The organism is Ruegeria arenilitoris, assembly GCF_013035425.1.
Lineage (GTDB): Bacteria > Pseudomonadota > Alphaproteobacteria > Rhodobacterales > Rhodobacteraceae > Ruegeria > Ruegeria arenilitoris_A.
In genome coordinates this window covers 1,127,503-1,143,442 of the sequence record NZ_WQHX01000001.1, presented here as the reverse complement: position 1 = coordinate 1,143,442, position 15,940 = coordinate 1,127,503, and the positions used below count along the sequence as shown (strand labels likewise).

Below are 15,940 nucleotides of genomic sequence, written 5' to 3'. Positions count from 1 at the left end.
CCCGGTGAAGCGCCTTCTAAGCCCAACTCAATACTTCCGCAAGAAGAAAAAGACATGCAGAGCATTTTTTTTGCCTTTTTGTAATTTTTCGTTTGGTTTCAAAGTTTTATAAAATGAAAAAGTACCAAGATAGAATTCAATTTCCTTGTAAAAGATGTGCAGGGCACTCATGGGCAAAATCTCAGGCGAAATGCGGTCACTACATGTTGGGTAACAACAAGGGCCGCATACAAGGCTCCTTCGAAATTGGCCTCCTCAAGACTCATTTTGAGAAAGTACGAATTCAAAATCCGTCACCGCAATTAGACCCAACAGCTTGCGTCTGAGCCCAAGATGAGTTCATCTCAAACCGCGAGACAACTCTCCGCAAAAACTCCGAGGACGAATGACACAGAAGCCGCTTGTTCCACAGGTTCGCACCGTTGGCATCGACGGTATTCTTGTAACTTTCGCAGATAAGATGTCAGAAGACGCAAACCGCGCTGCACTAGCGCTGAGAAGCGAGATAGAAAACCTGAACTGGAATGGCGTCGAAGAAACCTCAACCTCCTTGGCGTCAACGTATATCCGGATTGATACGGCCAAGGTGACGCACGCTGATATTTCTAACTTGCTGCGACAGGTTTTGGACGCGCGCGACTGGCATAATGCGCCGCTTCCTTCTGGTCGAAAACTCTGGCGTGTACCGACTGTTTATGGCACCGACCTTGCTCCTCAATTGGACGAAACCGCTAAAGTTGCAGGTTTTACGCCCGAAGAGGCAATCGCACGTCTTAGCCGAACCCGGGTGCGGGTGCTCACAATAGGATTTGCGCCGGGTCAACCGTATCTCGGCCCGCTGGAGCCGGAGTTTGATATTCCACGGTTAAAAGACCTTACCCCGATGGTTCCCGAAGGAGCACTGGTTCTGGCCATCTCGCAACTGGTCTTGTTTTCAGGACCAAAGCCAACGGGTTGGCGTCACGTAGGTCAAACTGCGTTTCGCTGCTTTCGCCCAGAGGCTAAGAAAAGCTTTGCATTGAACCCCGGTGACGAAATGTTGTTCGAACCTATCACCAAAGAGCAACTTATAGAAATTCAAAGCAAGAATTCAGACGGTTCCGGCGGCGCGATTTGTGAGGATATCGACACATGAGCCTGCTCGTTCACAGCGTCGGTCCCGCTTGCACCATGCAGGATCTTGGTCGTCCCGGATTTCTGGACCAAGGATTGTCGCGTTCGGGCGCGGCGGACCAGCTCGCACTGTACGAAGGCGCTGCCCTGCTTGGTCAAAACCCGGGTTGCGCCTCTTTGGAAATGGCCGGTATGGGTGGTGTGTTTGAGGCAACTCAAAACATCTGGATTGCTTTGACCGGGGCCCCAATGTTCGCGAGCATAGACGACAACCCCGTTGTATGGAACGCGTCACACCCGTTACTCAAAGGACAGCAGCTGACAATCGGTGCTGTTCAGCAAGGCAACTATGGTTATCTGCATGTTGGCGGCGGCTTCACAACTAATCGCTTTTTGGGTTCCCGGTCAGCCCATTTGACTGCGGATATCGGTGAGGCGGTCAAGGTCGGGGATAAATTGCGTTGCAACCCGGTTACGGGCGACGCTGCTGTTAAGCTGCACACGGCAAACAGATTCACGGGGGGCACGCTGCGGGTTGTGCCCAGCTTTCAAACCCCTTTGTTCGACAAAACAATCTTGGATCGGTTCGCGCGGACAGAATTTGAACGTGGCGCACGCGCCAACCGGATGGGGATGCAACTAGACAGTGAGGGAGAAGGCTTTTCCGCCAAAGGGCAACTAAACATTTTGTCCGAGGTAATAACGCCCGGCGATATCCAAATGACCGGCTCAGGAAATCCCTTCATACTGCTTCCTGAATGTCAGACGACCGGAGGGTATCCGCGTATCGCGACTGTCATACCCTGTGATCTGCCGCGCGCGGCTCAGACTCCGACAGGAGCAAAAGTGCAATTTGAATTCGTTTCACTGGACGAAGCTTTGATACTGCAAGGTGCGTACCTGACCGAATTGTCAAAGCTACCATCGCGCGTCGAACCGCTGATACGTGATCCGTATGACATCCCCGACCTGCTGTCCTACCAATTGATCAGCGGAATGGTCTCTGCCAATGAATAAGGAGGTTTGACAATGCCCCAAGTCGATCTGAATGCCGATATGGGTGAAAGCTTTGGCCCATGGAACATGGGGGATGACGAAAACCTATTGAAGATTGTAACATCAGCCAACGTTGCTTGCGGATTACACGCGGGTGACCCCGACGTTATGGCTAAAACCATGGCGGTGGCCAAAGAACAAGGTGTTGGAATAGGAGCCCATCCGGGGTTTCCCGATCTTCAGGGATTTGGCCGCCGAAACATGAAGATACCGCTTCCAACCTTGCGCAACCTTGTGCGCTATCAGTTGGGCGCGGCGCAGGGAATGGCCCAGGCCGTGGGCGCAAATGTTCGACACCTCAAGTTGCATGGGGCGTTGGCGAACATGTGCTCGGTCGACGTGGACATGGCGCGGGCCTGTTATCAGGGCGCTTTGGATGTTGATCCTGACATCATCATCATGGTTCTTGCTGTCACAAAACAGGAAAAGGCCGTACGTGAGCTGGGTTGCAAATGGGTAGGCGAAATCTTTGCTGATCGCGCATACAACGACGACGGTACTTTGGTCGATCGTAGTTTACCCGGCGCTATTATTCACGAACCGGGCATTGCTGGCCCACGAATACTGAAAATGGTGAACGAAGGTGCAATAATCACGGAAAGTGGGAAGCGATTGGAGACGTCGATCGACACCATTTGTCTGCACGGAGACGGACCCACTGCAGTTCAGATTGCCCGTTCGGTGCGAGAAAGTTTGATTCAGGGTGGCGTCGAGGTAACGAAATTCACCAAATAGAAAACCGGGTTCAATCTTTAGCATTTAAGTGCCTGCTGTTGCGCAGGGAAATTTCCACCCCTAGCATGTGTGAAAGAGCATGTTCAGATTACTAGAAATCCAGGCGATCCGATCCTGATCCGACCAGCGCTGAGCAAGGAGACTTGAAAATGTCTTTCGATCTGATGTCCTATCAGCCCAGAGGCGACAAGAAAAACTCTGACTTCTTTGCTGAATATCTTCCAAAAATCTATGAGCGACGGAATAGTTCCGGCGTTGCTGATCAAGTCGGACCGATGAGGGCGATTATCATTCAAGTCGAACCAGCGTCATTGTTCGACACATTAGTCGAACTTTACGTGATGACTCCGTACAGGCACACAGCCAGCTATCTGGGCAAAACACACAAATTCGCGGTCATGCATTCACACCCGGACTATCCGGCACTGATCGTGATGGCGCCACTCAGCGATACATTCGAAGATTTCATCCCGCGAATTAACCAAATGTATCCATTGGCGCGTGGTACACCACAAACACGTTATGTCGGCGAAGTGTTCGGTGCGGTCGATCTGGAAGCTCTTACCAGCACATTGGAAGAGCAAAACATTCGTTTCGAATATCACGGCGACACGGAAAACCCGTTTTACACTCAAAGCGGTTTCCGGTTCACGACGCCATCTGATTTCACCTGCAATCGCGTCGGCTATTCGACGTTGGATTTCAACGACCCGGACGGTCTTGGTCTGGGCGACCGCGTGTTGCTGAGCGCGTCGGAAACGGCGCGGTTAGAAGAGGCTGCGGGCTTTGGCGAGGAAAGCAAAATCTCACCTCTGATGCTGGGAATCGATCATTTGGCCACGCGTGTTTTGGCTGGCGAGCGAGAGGACGCAATCCTCGAATTCCTGACGATGGTGCCCTACTATTTTTGGGGTGCTTACAATATTTTCGACATGAATTCGTCTACAAACGTAAACCGAAACCCAAATGTCGATGATGACAAAAAGTCTCCTGCCAAGGTGTTCACTGCGAACAATACTCCATCTTTTGTGAACTCATTTGCCAAACTGCCGATGCCGACCGAGGATTTCGTTCGCAACTTCGGTCGCCGCCTACATCACATGGCTGTTGAAATTCAGGACGGAGATCATGGCGCGGGTGAGAAGAACGTCGACTTTGTAGTCAATACGCTCAAGGACAAGGGCGTCCCGTTTTTGGCGCACGTAGTGGGTGAATGCAAAGATGATCCCAACCTGAAACAAATATTCTCTAAACACTCGAAAAACACTCTGCTGATTACCGAGTATATCGAGCGCTGTCATCACTATGATGGTTTCTTCACCAAGGACAACGTCGCGGCCTTGACCGCTGCCGCAGGTCAGGACGAGCAATACCAACACGGACATGTATTCGACTGATAGCCTAAATCAAAAATGGCTGTGAACTCACGCTCACAGCCAGTGTCCTTGAGTGGTAGTTTACCAGGCCTTATGACGGCCCTATCATGAAACATGTGACATTGCGGGCCTGTAACCTGCGGCAGGCCAGATCGGCTTGTTCGCGGGTCATACCTTGAAACGTAGCGTCAAATCCGCTTGCGCTCTTGTTTACCTTGCGCAGGGTTCCTTCCAGCGTCGTCATCTCGGAAAGCGCAGTTTTTAGAAGAACTTTCTCAGCCTCATAGCGGGTCGTATAACGGCCCACGTTTACGCCCCACAAATGCCCCCCAGAGGTCGACAATCGCGTCACGACTTCTGGTTCGGGTTCTGGCTGAGGCGCGGTTTCTATAGAAGCCAGCACCACATCTTCTGAACTATTATCGTCATTTGATTTGATGTCTGCGGCAGCTATTGCAGCAGCGATTCCATCCTGAATGCGGGCGCCGTTCTTGGCAGCCGTTTCCGCCACGGTTCCTGCAACCTGCATCGCAGCGTTCGGACGTGGCCGCAGCAATGGACGCAAGCTGGATACTGGTGCCCCAGTTAGGCCAGCAACTTTGGCAAATTCTCCCAAACCGACATTACCGGCATATTTAGGACGTGATGGCTTGCGGATTGGCGCCCGCGAAGGAGCACGACGAAAACCCATATCCAACAACTCTGCCACACGCGCATTTCGTGAAGCACCGGATTTTCCACCAAAGACGGTAGCGATGATCCGTTCATCCTTACGTTTGGCCGAAGCAACAAGATTGAACCCTGCGGCGCGAGTGTAACCGGTCTTGATCCCATCAGCTCCCTTGTAGGCTGCAAGCAAGCGACGGTTGGTATTCGGAACCGTTTTGATTCCGGCGTGAGTGGATTGACGTGAGAAGAGATTGTAATACTGCGGGTAATCGTACAGCAGGTGACGCCCCAATGTGGTCATGTCCCGCGCAGTCGACAAATGCCCGGCTTCAGTCAGGCCATGCGCATTCTTGAACGTAGTACGGCTCATCCCCATCGCTTTGGCGGTTCGTGTCATCCTGCGGGCAAACGCTGCCTCGGACCCGCTCAGAGTTATTCCGATGGCAGTAGCCGCGTCATTGGCCGATTTAACAGCAGCCGCGCGGATCAGATAGCGGAATGCGATGGTTTGCCCCGCCCGCAACCCCAATTTCGAAGGCGGTTCGGAGGCCGCCTTCTTTGTGATGCGTACCGGCGTATCAAGAGTTATTTCGCCGTTTCTTACCGCCTCGAAAGCGATGTAGAGCGTCATCATTTTGGTTAAAGATGCCGGGTGCAACCTGGTGTCCGCGTTGCGGGAATGCAGCACCTCTCCTGTACGTGCATCAATTACCATGGCTGCGTATGGCGCCGCCACAGCTTGCAATGGCGCAAAAGAAAACACCCATAACACCAAAATTAGAAGTAAGCCCATCCGGGCCGGAGCTGTCCGCCGAACCTGCACGATCTTTGCCTCTGTCTGCCTCGAGCCGCCGAGTTTTCCCGGTCAGCGTGTCTAATTATTGATTAGGTCAAGGCTAGCACAGTGTCGTACTGAAATAAACCGAAAGCTCTGAGATAGGTGATCCCAGATAGGTCGCATCAGTCCTATATGTTGCGCCCCGAGAGGAACAATCTACTAAATCGAGGACTTCTACTGAAACTGTGTTTCATCCATGGCAAAAATTTTCTGACTGGGACCAATTAGCAACATCATCGTATCGCTTGGACTAAGCCGTCCAACTCCCCTAGGTCGGTCAGCGCTCGATAACGGGGATTGTCCTCAGGTGTATCAGCCTGTTCAACCTCCCAAACCAAACCATGAGGTACATGCACGCCCCAGCACCCTGCAAGAATGGGGGCCACCACATCGGATCGCATCGAGTTGCCTACCATCATTGCGGAATGCGGCCCATCGCCATGTTCCGTGAAAACAGCACGATAAATATCCGGCGTCTTTTCCGATACAATTTCCACGGCGTCAAAAAGGTCACCCAGGCCCGATTGCGCCAGTTTTCTTTCCTGATCTATAAGATCACCCTTGGTGATTAATACCACCTTGTAGGTCCCGGTTACCGCCTCGACCGCTTCGCGGGCATACGGCAAAAGCTCTATCGGATGTGCCAGCATATCTTGTCCGGCTTCGATAAGCTGCCGGATAACCGAAGCGGGTACTTTGTCCCGAGTCACTTCGATTGCGGTTTCAATCATCGACAAGGTGAAACCTTTGATCCCGTAGCCATAGTGCCGAATATTACGCTTTTCCGCAGCCAACAGTCGATCCATCAGGTGATCACGTTCAGCATAATCGACCAGCAAATCTGCAAAATGTGATTGTGTCAGTTGAAAGAAACGTTCGTTGTGCCACAGCGTGTCGTCCGCATCAAAACCGATGGTGGTCAATCTCTCATCCATCTCGAATCCGCCCGGCTCCTCTTTCCTCTGACGGTACTGACGTTATATAAGCCGTGAAATAAACCGAAGCCTGAATCGGATTCTCACAAGAAATGTTTGAAACCCCGTGGATCATGTCTGACAAATCGGACGAGGACGACGATACATCAGTCCTGGTGCAAACGCGCCCAAAGACTAAGCGCCCACCACTGTACAAAGTGTTGTTGCTAAACGACGACTACACCCCGATGGAGTTCGTTGTTCACGTCCTTGAACGGTTCTTTGGCATGACTCATGCGCAGGCTTTTGAAATCATGCTAACCGTTCACAAGAAGGGCGTTGCCGTCGTGGGCGTGTTTAGTCATGAGATCGCCGAGACCAAAGTTGGACAGGTGATGGATTTTGCGCGTCGGCACCAGCACCCCCTGCAATGCACAATGGAGAGAGAAGAGTGAGACGGAACCGAGCCTGATCGCCCTTGTTCACTACGCTTGTAGGATCCATATATGTCACCTCGCCTGAGCCTTGCCATTGAAAACGGCCTGACTTTGTCGCAACCAGTGTCCTTCATTGGCGCAACCCCAGCCAATGATTTACCCAAAGAATTTTTGGGATCGCAAGTGGTTCAACCATTCAAGCCGTTTCACGACCACTTCGCTTCGATTGGCTTTGCAGCGATCGCCGAGGCTGATTCAACGTGTCATGATGCTGTAGTCTTTTTGCCTCGTTCGAAGGAGTTGGCTCGAGCCATGATATGTCAGGCTTGTCGTCGGGCCAGCCACTTGGTCGTAGTGGACGGCGCCAAAATCGATGGCATTGACAGCCTTCTGAAAGACATCCGAAAGAAAGTTTCGGTCGAAGGCCCAATATCAAAGGCCCATGGGAAAATTTTCTGGTTTCATTCTAACGAGCAGGCATTTGCCGATTGGGCCGCACCGGAAATGCAAACCGTCGATGGGTTCAATACCGTACCGGGAGTGTTTTCCGCCGACGGTATCGATCCGGCTTCGGAGTTGCTGAGTAAGGCACTTCCCCCGCGCCTTGGCGCCAAAGTAGCCGACTTAGGAGCGGGTTGGGGGTACCTCTCTTCCCATCTCTTGAGAGATAAAAACCTTGTCACCCTGCACCTTGTAGAAGCCGATCATGCAGCGCTGCGTTGCGCGCGAACCAATGTGAAAGACCCTCGCGCAAAATTCCATTGGGCAGATGCACTTAAATGGACCGCAGCCGAGCCGCTGGACGCCGTTGTAATGAACCCTCCATTTCACACATCCCGCGACGCTGATCCCGGATTGGGTCAGGGATTTATCCGGTCTGCCGCGCACAATCTGGCGCGTTCGGGCGAACTTTGGATGGTGGCAAACCGCCATCTGCCTTACGAAGCGACGTTGAGCGAGTCTTTTGCCCGCGTCGAAGAAGTCACCGGTGACAATCGGTTCAAAGTTATCAGGGCCTCTCGCCCCCGCCGGTGATCCCGGCTAACCTGCGCCGCAACTCAGGAGGAAGCGCATGTCCTTTTCCATAGCTGGCAAAACCGCGATCGTCACCGGCGGTGCCAATGGCATTGGTCTGGCCATAGGCCGTCATTTCGCAGATGCAGGTGCGAACGTCGTTTTTGCGGATATGGACGAAAAACGCTTGGTTAACGAACTGGGCGAACATGCCGACGACAGCAATATCCGTTATTTCGCAGGCGATTTGCGTGAACGCCTGACCGTTGCCAACCTGCTTTCGGCAACGCTCGACGCATTTGACCAGGTAGACATTCTGGTCAATGGCTCACGACAGGTAATCCCCTCGGATCCACTTGATGCCGATGACGATTCTGTTCGAACATTGCTGAACCAAAACTTAATGCCCGCGCTACGCTTAAGCCAGCTGATCGCAAAGCGCATGATCAAACAAGCAGATGGCAACGAGGAGAGCCCCGCAGGGTCTATCATTAACCTGTCTTCGATTGCGGCCCGCCGAACCCATCCGGACCTGATGGCCTACTCAGTGTCAACTGCTGCGCTGGATCAAATGACCCGGTCGTTGGCGGTTGCGCTGGCGCCGAACCGCATTCGCGTAAATTCAATCGCCCTGGGATCGGTAATGAGCGCCTCATTGCAGTCTACCCTTAAGGAAAACCGTGACTTCCGGGAGGACATCGAAAAACATACGCCTCTGGCTCGTATCGCGGCACCGACTGAACTGGTTGAAACCGCGCAATTCCTGGCTTCGGATGCCGCGGGTTTCATGACCGGGCAAATTCTAACCATCGACGGCGGCCGCACCCTGTTAGATCCGGTCGCCGCCCCTGCTCATTAAAGCCAATGTTCGAACGCGAGAAATCTACTGCCTCTGCATGGTTCCGGCGCTTGCGCGACGAAATCGTCGCTGCGTTTGAAAGCCTCGAGGATAGCCACAATTCGGGCCCGTTTTCAGATGCTGAACCCGGTTGCTTCGAAATCAGAGAAACCAAACGACAATCGGATGATGGATCTGACGCCGGAGGTGGGCTGATGTCGGTGATGCGCGGAGGTCGAGTATTCGAAAAGGTCGGCGTTAACGTCTCTACAGTTTTCGGCACACTTGGCGAGCGTGCTCAGCAGGCCATGGCTGCGCGCAAAGGTATTCCCGGAATGACTGAAGATCCGCGATTCTGGGCGTCAGGGATCAGTTTGGTCGCGCACATGCAAAACCCGCATGTGCCAGCCGTCCACATGAACACACGTATGTTTTGGACACCGCATGCATGGTGGTTCGGCGGTGGGTCGGACCTGAACCCATGCATCGAATATGAAGATGATACCACGCATTTTCACGCCACGCAGAAATCACACCTCGACCCGCATGGAGCCGGACTTTATCCACGCTTGCGGGACTGGGCGGATGAGTATTTTTATATCCCTCACCGAAAACGCGCGCGTGGCGTCGGCGGTATTTTCATGGACGATTATTGCACGGGCGACTGGCAAGACGATTTTACACTGACCCAAGATATTGGCCGGGCTTTTTTACCTGCCTATCTGCCGCTGGTTGAAAAACGCCGATCCCAGCCTTTTTCTGAAAACGACAAAAATGCGCAGCTGGTGCACCGCGGCCTCTATGCTGAATACAACTTGGTTTATGATCGTGGCACCAAATTCGGACTGGAAACCGGGCATGATCCAGACGCCGTTCTGATGAGCTTGCCACCGCTTGCCAAATGGGTCTGACGCCTAGAAACCCATGTCTATGAAATTGTCGAAACAATAGTTTTGCGCCGAAGCGGCGGACAGATTCTCGCCGACTCTATTGACCGTCAGGGAATACCCCGATTTGGTATCCGCACCCGGCGGAGGTGTGAATGAAAAATTGACTGTGCGAGCACCTTTTTCATAGGCTTTCGAAACATAAATCCGTTGCGAGTTTGAAACACCCAACGTACGAACTGCGTAATCACCTATCCCACACCAATAAGTAACGGCAGCGGAGGACCCGCCGACAGGTTTCACCTGAAAAGTTCCATCCTTTAGCGGTGTGATCTGGGTTCTGAATTGCGGTCTGAGTTTGTAGCCAAAACCAACGCCTTGACCCCAGGCGGAAGTTGCCGCAAAAGCAACCAAAGTCAAAATCATGCCAGATCGCATCGCTAAACATCCCATTGCCAATTATCGGATTTAAGTGCTTTCGCCAATTAACCCGCCAAACCTACGACATTCCATCCCATGGGGAAACACCCGCTTAGGCTGATGAACCGCACGACAAAACCCCGTGGAAAGAACCTTTGTTTGATAATGATATCGGGCACTAGTTCGATATTTCCACTAATTTAGGTGCCATTTGAAAAAACCGTTTCCAAAAGACTGGTTTGATCTGCCTCCGGAAAAATACGCAGATCTAGGTGCCCTATTCTATCTGGCCTCCCTCACCAAAATACATAGTGGGCGCAAACTTGGCCAAGTGCTCTACGCGTTTGAAACGCCATTTCGTCTGGGGCAATATCACATCTTCCGGCAAAATGGTTTTCCGCGTGGGTTTGTGACGTTTGCGGGTCTCAATCCTGAAGCCGAATATCGCTATGCCGTCAAAGAAGAAGCATTGAAAGAGGCCGACTTCACTTGTGGTTCATCTTTTTGGATCATCGACTTGGTGGCTCCATTTGGCCAAACCAATCAAATCGTCGAAAGGTTAAAAAAGGAAATTCCTCATCCAAGAGTTCGCACCAACAGAATGGATAGCGACATGACCCGCAATAGAATCGTGGAATGGACTCGTGATAGCGCAGGTGAAGTTCATATGAAACTTTACCGCAAGAAAGAATTCGCCCAAGTCCTCAGCGAGGAAGGCACATAGATGGTTTCAGTAACGGGTGACACCACTGGATTTGTGACGGACGACCCACCAAATGTGGCGACGGGAGATTTGGACGCAGTTAGCCCGCTGACTATCATCGATGAAGATTGGGAGATTTCAACGCCAGCAACTTTCGGCACGGCTTCTGTCGATCCGGATACTGGGGAGTGGACCTATACTGTTGATCCCACAATCTTTGACAATCTGGATGACGGCGAGGTTTTAATCGATACTTTCGCAGTCCAAGTCACGGCAACAACCGTCTCGGTAATTGGCACAACTCCTTTCACTTCGGCACCAGAAATCATTACCGTTACTATTGAAGGGGTCTGTTTCACCGCAGGAACTTTAATCGAAACAGAACATGGCATCGCTGCAATAGAGAGCCTGTCTGTCGGCGACAGGGTTATGACAGCGGATCGAGGGCTTCAGCCAATCCGCTGGATAGAAAGTAGTTTGCTGCCCCATGAGCGATTGAGGCGCAACCCGGCAATGCGGCCCGTTCGAATCTCTGCAGGCAGTCTTGGTGGCGGTCTGCCCAGAAGGGATCTGCTGGTTTCACAGCAGCACCGAATACTGATCGGCGGCCCAAAAATCGAGATCTTGTTCGGCGCGCCCGAGGTACTTGTCGCCGCCAAACATCTATGCGCATGGCCGGGCATTGTAATAGACATGTCTGATGAACCCGTCACCTACCTGCATATTCTAATGGATCATCATGAAATTTTGACGGCAGAAGGGGCCAAGGCCGAAAGTCTGTTTCTTGGCGAAGAAACCTTACACACCCTGTCGTCTGACGCTTTGCAGGAATTGGCAGACATTTTTTCTGACCGCCCGACGCAAAACCAAATGGGCTTCGGTCATGCCGCACGATTGATTTTACGAGAGCACGAAGCGATGGCTCTGGCCTAAATTGATCCTGCTGGTCCGCCAACGTCCTGTGGGGCCAAGGCAACGGTTTTTATTACGGCATAGCAATGGCTGCCGGGCTGCAACCCCAACACATCAACGGATCGACGGGTGACGCGCGCCAGCACTACTCCGGCCTGAGTCTTGAGGGATACAATCGCACCGGGTCCTTCGCCGGATCGCACCGCTTCGACTTGACCATCCAGAATGTTCAGCGCCGATAGTCCTTCGGGTTTTCGATCAGACAGTATGACTTCTTGCGCCGGGATGCGTATGCGCAACTCCTCTCCGATCTGATGAGGAATGCGGGGCAAGAACAGACGTGCCCCGCCGGCATCTAATTCGGACAATCCGTCGTCATGGTGACGGGCCACACGGACCTGCAGCACCGCACCTACCGCGCGGATACCAGCGGGTGCGATAGACGGGTCAGAAAGAACCTCGGACGCGGGTCCTTGGCGAACAACTTTGCCTTCTTGCAAAGCTACCACAAACGTTGCCAGCCGCGCGACTTCGGCGGCTGAATGGGTTACGTAAAGGATGGGCACCGATACCTCATCTCGTAACCGTTCTAAATAGGGAAGTATTTCGGCCTTTCGTGCGTCATCCAGCGCCGCCAAAGGTTCATCCGCAAGGATCAGACGCGGCGCTGCAAGCAGCGCACGACCGATGGCAACGCGCTGTTTCTCGCCACCAGACAACTTCGCTGGGCGGCGGTCCAGAAGATGCCCAATCCCCAGCATCTCAATCACGCGGTCGGGGTTTTCACGACGTGCACCCCGAGGTGCAAACCAGCGGCCATATAATAGATTTTGACGTACATTCAGATGAGGGAACAGCCGCCCTTCCTGAAAGATGTATCCCAGACGACGACGGTGCGGCGGCAACCAGATGTCTCTTTCCGCGTCGAAAAGAATTCGATTATCAATTGTGACCTGCCCAGCCCGGGGTCGCAATAGCCCGGCCACTGCATTAACAACCGTTGTTTTGCCCGATCCCGACCGCCCGAACAAAACGGTTACACCTGAAGGCGCGTTAAAGTTCAGGTCCAAAGCTATGCCAGGCAATTGGTGTTGGAGGCGAACGGAAAGGCTCATGATCCTGCCACCCGTTGCGCGGCACGGCGACCGACATATTCCGACAGCAACAATGCAGTCATGGCAACAGCGATCGAGATAATGACCAGCCTAGTGGCTGCGGCCTCGCCTCCCGGCACTTGTAAAAAAGCGTAAACCGCCGATGGCAATGTTTGAGTTTGCCCCGGGATGTTGGAAACGAATGTAATTGTGGCCCCAAATTCCCCCATCGCCTTGGCAAATGCCAAAATTGCTCCGGCAATAACTCCGGGCAGGATCATCGGTAAAGTGACTGTTAAAAAGACAAAAAACCTAGATGCGCCAAGGGTGGAACCCGCTTGTTCAAGCCGTGGATCCACCGCCTCGATCGAAAGACGGATCGCACGGACCATAAGCGGAAATGCCATGATCCCAGCAGCTAATGCTGCGCCAGTCCAGCGGAAGGCAACGACAATTCCGACCTCAGCCAATAAACGACCAATGGGGCCTTGCACTCCGAAAGTCAAAAGCAAAAGATAACCGGTCACGACAGGTGGTAGGATCAACGGTAGATGCACGAGCCCGTTCACAACCTGGCGCCCGGGAAAACGCCAGCGCGCCAAAGCATAAGCCACAAATATACCTAACGGTAAGGACACCACCGTAGCCCAGAAAGAGACACGCAAAGAAAGGCGCAATGCTTCAAGCTCCGCAGGTCCGAGCCATCCCATGATTACTGCCCCGGCAGGGTAAAGCCCTGTCTCTGGAATTCCGCTTGTGATGCTTCGGATTGCAGATACTCAAAAAAATTCTGCGCGTCTGCGCTCGCCGCTTGCATCAGAGCCGCCGGATATATGATCGGAGAGTGCGTATCCTGGGGGAAAGTTCCAAGCACATCTACCCTATTTTCTGCCGTTGCGTCGGAATTGTACACGATCCCCAATGGCGATGCTCCTGTTGCCACCAACGCCAAAGCCGCACGCACGTTGTCAGCCTGAGCAATCTGCCCCTCTACGGTGTCCCAAATACCCAGAGTCTGCAACGCACTTTTGCCGTAAATTCCCGCCGGAACCGCATCTACAAGCGCCATGGCCAGATACCCTCCGTCCAATTGTGATTGCAGGTCCAGCGTGGGTTCTATTTCTATTGGATCGCCGCCTTTTAGACCAATCAAAACAAGATTATTGGCCAGCAAGTCAATTCGCGAAACTGAATCCAACAACCCTTCATGTTCCAACACATCCATCCAGTCTTGGTTGGCTGAGATATACAACTCGGCAGGGGCGCCCAGTTGAATTTGCCGTGCTAAAACAGAGGACGCCGCATACGAAACAGTGACGTCCTGGCTGAATTCTTCCTGATATCGCGCGACAATGGCGTCCAGTGCAGTCTTCAGGCTAGCCGCTGCAAACACCAGAACTCCCTCGGCGCCAGCCCGGATAGGGGCTGCCGACGCTACAAAAAGTGCAAGTACCGCAATAAGGCAACGGAAAACCCGGGTCATCATGTGCCTCTGACTCAATTGGTTGCAGTCAATGTGGGCATATCGGAGGCTATGCATGACAGGCAAGACCCCTTTCTTTACAACCAATTCAGGTGCAAGTGTGATATTGACCGTTTTCTGTCGCGAATTGGATTGATCCTTCACCAAATTCAGGCTGACCTGCAGCTAGGAAAGATAGGAAACATCTCATGTTGCAACAGAAACCCGAATTGATCGATGCGATCCGGGCCAGATTCGCTCATGTCGACGCATGCCCGTTTCAAGGGCCGCGCATCTTCTTTGAAAACGCAGGAGGAGCGCTGACGCTGAAGTCAGTGGTCGAAACCTCCGCAAAATTTGCTGCAATCCCCGATAATCAAGGGCGCGACAACGTGGCCAGCCATGCATTGGTCAACATCATTAACAAAGCCAAAGCCGATTTGTCCGTTTTCATGAACGCCTCTGGTGGCCAGTTTTTTGTGGGCGAAAGCGGAACCGAACTGCTGTTCAGAATGATCCGTACCGCATGTGTCAATGCTCAGCCGGGCTGCAAAGTCATCGGAAGTTCCATAGAACACCCCGCCAGTCGCAGCGCTGCGCGTCGTTGGGCCGAGATAGCCGGGTTGAACTATGTCAACGTGCCCCACGATGACGCAACCGGGCTTGTCACTGCAAAAGACTATAGAATGTTGATGACACCGGATGTGGTTGTTGCGACGGTCCTGCATGCCTCGCCAGTCACGGGGATGGGCATGGACGTGGCGGCCATTGCGCATGCAATTCGCGAGGTTGCCCCTGAATGCTTCATCATCGTGGATGGAATTCAACATGCAGCGCATGGCCAGATGGATCTGGACAGCTACAATGTCGATGGCTATGCAATTTCGCCTTATAAGGTTTTTTCGCGCCACGGATACGGTGTGGCCTGGATATCGGATCGGTTGACTGCTTTACCCCATGATCAACTGATAGACGCACCGGCCGAGGGATGGGAATTCGGTACACGCGACACTGGGGCCTACGCAACAATGTCAGATGTTGTCGAATACTTTGAATGGGTTGGCTCACAGCTATCAGACGCATCGGACCGTCGAGACAGGATTGTGGCTGCCGGGCAGGCTATCCGCGCTTACGAAACTCATCTGACTGGGGCAATGATCAACGGCATAGGTAACCTCCCTGGATTGCGAGATATGGATCACATCAAAATTTTGGCCGGGACGGACAACCCCGCTCGCGAAGGGTTGGTGTCCGTAGTTGTTCAAGACATGCCATCCGCAGATGTCGTTACAAAGTTGAACACTCAGGGAATTCGTACCCACACCCGTAAAGCTGATCATTATAGCGGAAATGTACTTGACCCACTGGGATTAAATGACTGTATCCGTATCTCGCTTTGTCACTACAATACTGAACACGAAGTCGCGCAACTACTTGCCGCCTTAAAAGACTTGCGCGCCTAAGCGCAGACA

Annotated in this window: 17 protein-coding genes; 11 read left to right on the top strand and 6 right to left on the bottom strand. The window is 52.8% G+C overall.

Annotation, left to right across the window (positions count from 1 at the left end):
- Nucleotides 1-385 precede the first annotated feature (385 nt).
- The 4 genes from GOV45_RS05635 (at nt 386) to GOV45_RS05620 (ending at nt 4,301) form a co-directional block, all read left to right on the top strand.
- A complete protein-coding gene (locus tag GOV45_RS05635) occupies nt 386-1,135 on the top strand; it encodes a 5-oxoprolinase subunit B family protein (protein WP_170475287.1) in 750 nt (249 codons plus the stop codon).
- On the top strand, nt 1,132-2,130 hold the full coding sequence (locus tag GOV45_RS05630; protein WP_170475286.1) for a biotin-dependent carboxyltransferase family protein: 999 nt from the start codon (nt 1,132-1,134) through the stop codon (nt 2,128-2,130). The genes GOV45_RS05635 and GOV45_RS05630 overlap by 4 nt, the downstream gene beginning before the upstream one ends.
- A 12-nt stretch (nt 2,131-2,142) precedes the next feature.
- Nucleotides 2,143-2,904, top strand: coding sequence for a LamB/YcsF family protein (locus GOV45_RS05625; protein WP_170475284.1), 762 nt, complete (start codon nt 2,143-2,145; stop codon nt 2,902-2,904).
- Nucleotides 2,905-3,053: 149 nt separating this feature from the next.
- Nucleotides 3,054-4,301 (top strand): hypothetical protein, encoded by a 1,248-nt coding sequence (locus GOV45_RS05620; RefSeq protein WP_170475282.1) that lies wholly within the window; start codon nt 3,054-3,056, stop codon nt 4,299-4,301.
- A gap of 70 nt (nt 4,302-4,371) precedes the next feature.
- Here the strand turns inward: GOV45_RS05620 and GOV45_RS05615 are convergent, their stop codons facing one another.
- Together GOV45_RS05615 and GOV45_RS05610 are read right to left on the bottom strand one after the other, a co-directional pair.
- Nucleotides 4,372-5,742, bottom strand: coding sequence for a D-alanyl-D-alanine carboxypeptidase family protein (locus GOV45_RS05615; protein WP_170475280.1), 1,371 nt, complete (start codon nt 5,740-5,742; stop codon nt 4,372-4,374).
- 278 nt (nt 5,743-6,020) lie between these two features.
- Nucleotides 6,021-6,722, bottom strand: a complete 702-nt coding sequence (locus GOV45_RS05610; RefSeq protein ID WP_170475278.1) for an HAD family hydrolase — start codon at nt 6,720-6,722, stop codon at nt 6,021-6,023.
- Between the two features lie 92 nt (nt 6,723-6,814).
- Here GOV45_RS05610 and clpS point away from each other — a divergent pair, with 92 nt between their 5' ends.
- From clpS to hemF, 4 genes are read left to right on the top strand one after another with little or no spacing between them, the layout of a single operon-like run.
- On the top strand, nt 6,815-7,156 hold the full coding sequence (clpS, locus tag GOV45_RS05605; protein ID WP_170475276.1) for an ATP-dependent Clp protease adapter ClpS: 342 nt from the start codon (nt 6,815-6,817) through the stop codon (nt 7,154-7,156).
- Between the two features lie 51 nt (nt 7,157-7,207).
- On the top strand, nt 7,208-8,173 hold the full coding sequence (locus GOV45_RS05600) for a class I SAM-dependent methyltransferase (RefSeq protein ID WP_170475274.1): 966 nt from the start codon (nt 7,208-7,210) through the stop codon (nt 8,171-8,173).
- Between the two features lie 37 nt (nt 8,174-8,210).
- The gene (locus GOV45_RS05595) at nt 8,211-9,011 is read left to right on the top strand and encodes an SDR family NAD(P)-dependent oxidoreductase (protein WP_170475272.1); all 801 of its coding nucleotides are present in this window, start codon (nt 8,211-8,213) and stop codon (nt 9,009-9,011) included.
- Between the two features lie 5 nt (nt 9,012-9,016).
- Complete coding sequence (hemF, locus tag GOV45_RS05590; protein WP_170475270.1) at nt 9,017-9,901, top strand: oxygen-dependent coproporphyrinogen oxidase; 885 nt, start codon at nt 9,017-9,019, stop codon at nt 9,899-9,901.
- Between the two features lie 3 nt (nt 9,902-9,904).
- Here the strand turns inward: hemF and GOV45_RS05585 are convergent, their stop codons facing one another.
- Entirely contained in the window at nt 9,905-10,303 is a 399-nt protein-coding gene (locus GOV45_RS05585; RefSeq protein ID WP_254444601.1) for a hypothetical protein, read from the bottom strand.
- A gap of 205 nt (nt 10,304-10,508) precedes the next feature.
- On the opposite strand from GOV45_RS05585, the gene GOV45_RS05580 reads away from it, so the two are divergent.
- Both GOV45_RS05580 and GOV45_RS05575 read left to right on the top strand, forming a co-directional pair.
- Nucleotides 10,509-11,021 carry a toxin-activating lysine-acyltransferase gene (locus GOV45_RS05580; protein ID WP_170475266.1) on the top strand — a complete coding sequence of 171 codons (513 nt, stop codon included), beginning with the start codon at nt 10,509-10,511 and terminating at the stop codon, nt 11,019-11,021.
- Nucleotides 11,022-11,933: a Hint domain-containing protein gene (locus GOV45_RS05575; protein ID WP_170475264.1), complete on the top strand. Its 912-nt coding sequence runs from the start codon at nt 11,022-11,024 to the stop codon at nt 11,931-11,933.
- Here GOV45_RS05575 and modC read toward each other — a convergent pair.
- The 3 genes from modC to modA are packed head-to-tail and all read right to left on the bottom strand — an operon-like array spanning nt 11,930 to nt 14,489.
- The gene (gene modC, locus GOV45_RS05570; protein WP_170475262.1) at nt 11,930-13,027 is read right to left on the bottom strand and encodes a molybdenum ABC transporter ATP-binding protein; all 1,098 of its coding nucleotides are present in this window, start codon (nt 13,025-13,027) and stop codon (nt 11,930-11,932) included. The two genes, GOV45_RS05575 and modC, sit on opposite strands and share 4 nt — an antisense overlap.
- Nucleotides 13,024-13,716: a molybdate ABC transporter permease subunit gene (gene modB / locus GOV45_RS05565; RefSeq protein ID WP_170475260.1), complete on the bottom strand. Its 693-nt coding sequence runs from the start codon at nt 13,714-13,716 to the stop codon at nt 13,024-13,026. The genes modC and modB overlap by 4 nt, the downstream gene beginning before the upstream one ends.
- 2 nt (nt 13,717-13,718) lie before the next feature.
- Nucleotides 13,719-14,489: a molybdate ABC transporter substrate-binding protein gene (gene modA / locus GOV45_RS05560; RefSeq protein WP_170475258.1), complete on the bottom strand. Its 771-nt coding sequence runs from the start codon at nt 14,487-14,489 to the stop codon at nt 13,719-13,721.
- Nucleotides 14,490-14,677: 188 nt separating this feature from the next.
- Here modA and GOV45_RS05555 point away from each other — a divergent pair, with 188 nt between their 5' ends.
- Entirely contained in the window at nt 14,678-15,931 is a 1,254-nt protein-coding gene (locus tag GOV45_RS05555) for an aminotransferase class V-fold PLP-dependent enzyme (protein ID WP_170475256.1), read from the top strand.
- Nucleotides 15,932-15,940 lie beyond the last annotated feature (9 nt).

Excerpts from the sequence above, each read along its gene's own strand:
- GOV45_RS05635 (WP_170475287.1), top strand. The coding sequence starts at position 386 with ATGACACAGAAGCCGCTTGTTCCACAGGTTCGCACCGTTGGCATCGAC.
- GOV45_RS05630 (WP_170475286.1), top strand. The coding sequence starts at position 1,132 with ATGAGCCTGCTCGTTCACAGCGTCGGTCCCGCTTGCACCATGCAGGAT.
- GOV45_RS05625 (WP_170475284.1), top strand. The coding sequence starts at position 2,143 with ATGCCCCAAGTCGATCTGAATGCCGATATGGGTGAAAGCTTTGGCCCA.
- GOV45_RS05620 (WP_170475282.1), top strand. The coding sequence starts at position 3,054 with ATGTCTTTCGATCTGATGTCCTATCAGCCCAGAGGCGACAAGAAAAAC.
- GOV45_RS05615 (WP_170475280.1), bottom strand. The coding sequence starts at position 5,742 with ATGGGCTTACTTCTAATTTTGGTGTTATGGGTGTTTTCTTTTGCGCCA.
- GOV45_RS05610 (WP_170475278.1), bottom strand. The coding sequence starts at position 6,722 with ATGGATGAGAGATTGACCACCATCGGTTTTGATGCGGACGACACGCTG.
- clpS (WP_170475276.1), top strand. The coding sequence starts at position 6,815 with ATGTTTGAAACCCCGTGGATCATGTCTGACAAATCGGACGAGGACGAC.
- GOV45_RS05600 (WP_170475274.1), top strand. The coding sequence starts at position 7,208 with ATGTCACCTCGCCTGAGCCTTGCCATTGAAAACGGCCTGACTTTGTCG.
- GOV45_RS05595 (WP_170475272.1), top strand. The coding sequence starts at position 8,211 with ATGTCCTTTTCCATAGCTGGCAAAACCGCGATCGTCACCGGCGGTGCC.
- hemF (WP_170475270.1), top strand. The coding sequence starts at position 9,017 with ATGTTCGAACGCGAGAAATCTACTGCCTCTGCATGGTTCCGGCGCTTG.
- GOV45_RS05585 (WP_254444601.1), bottom strand. The coding sequence starts at position 10,303 with ATGATTTTGACTTTGGTTGCTTTTGCGGCAACTTCCGCCTGGGGTCAA.
- GOV45_RS05575 (WP_170475264.1), top strand. The coding sequence starts at position 11,022 with ATGGTTTCAGTAACGGGTGACACCACTGGATTTGTGACGGACGACCCA.
- modC (WP_170475262.1), bottom strand. The coding sequence starts at position 13,027 with ATGAGCCTTTCCGTTCGCCTCCAACACCAATTGCCTGGCATAGCTTTG.
- modB (WP_170475260.1), bottom strand. The coding sequence starts at position 13,716 with ATGGGATGGCTCGGACCTGCGGAGCTTGAAGCATTGCGCCTTTCTTTG.
- modA (WP_170475258.1), bottom strand. The coding sequence starts at position 14,489 with ATGACCCGGGTTTTCCGTTGCCTTATTGCGGTACTTGCACTTTTTGTA.
- GOV45_RS05555 (WP_170475256.1), top strand. The coding sequence starts at position 14,678 with ATGTTGCAACAGAAACCCGAATTGATCGATGCGATCCGGGCCAGATTC.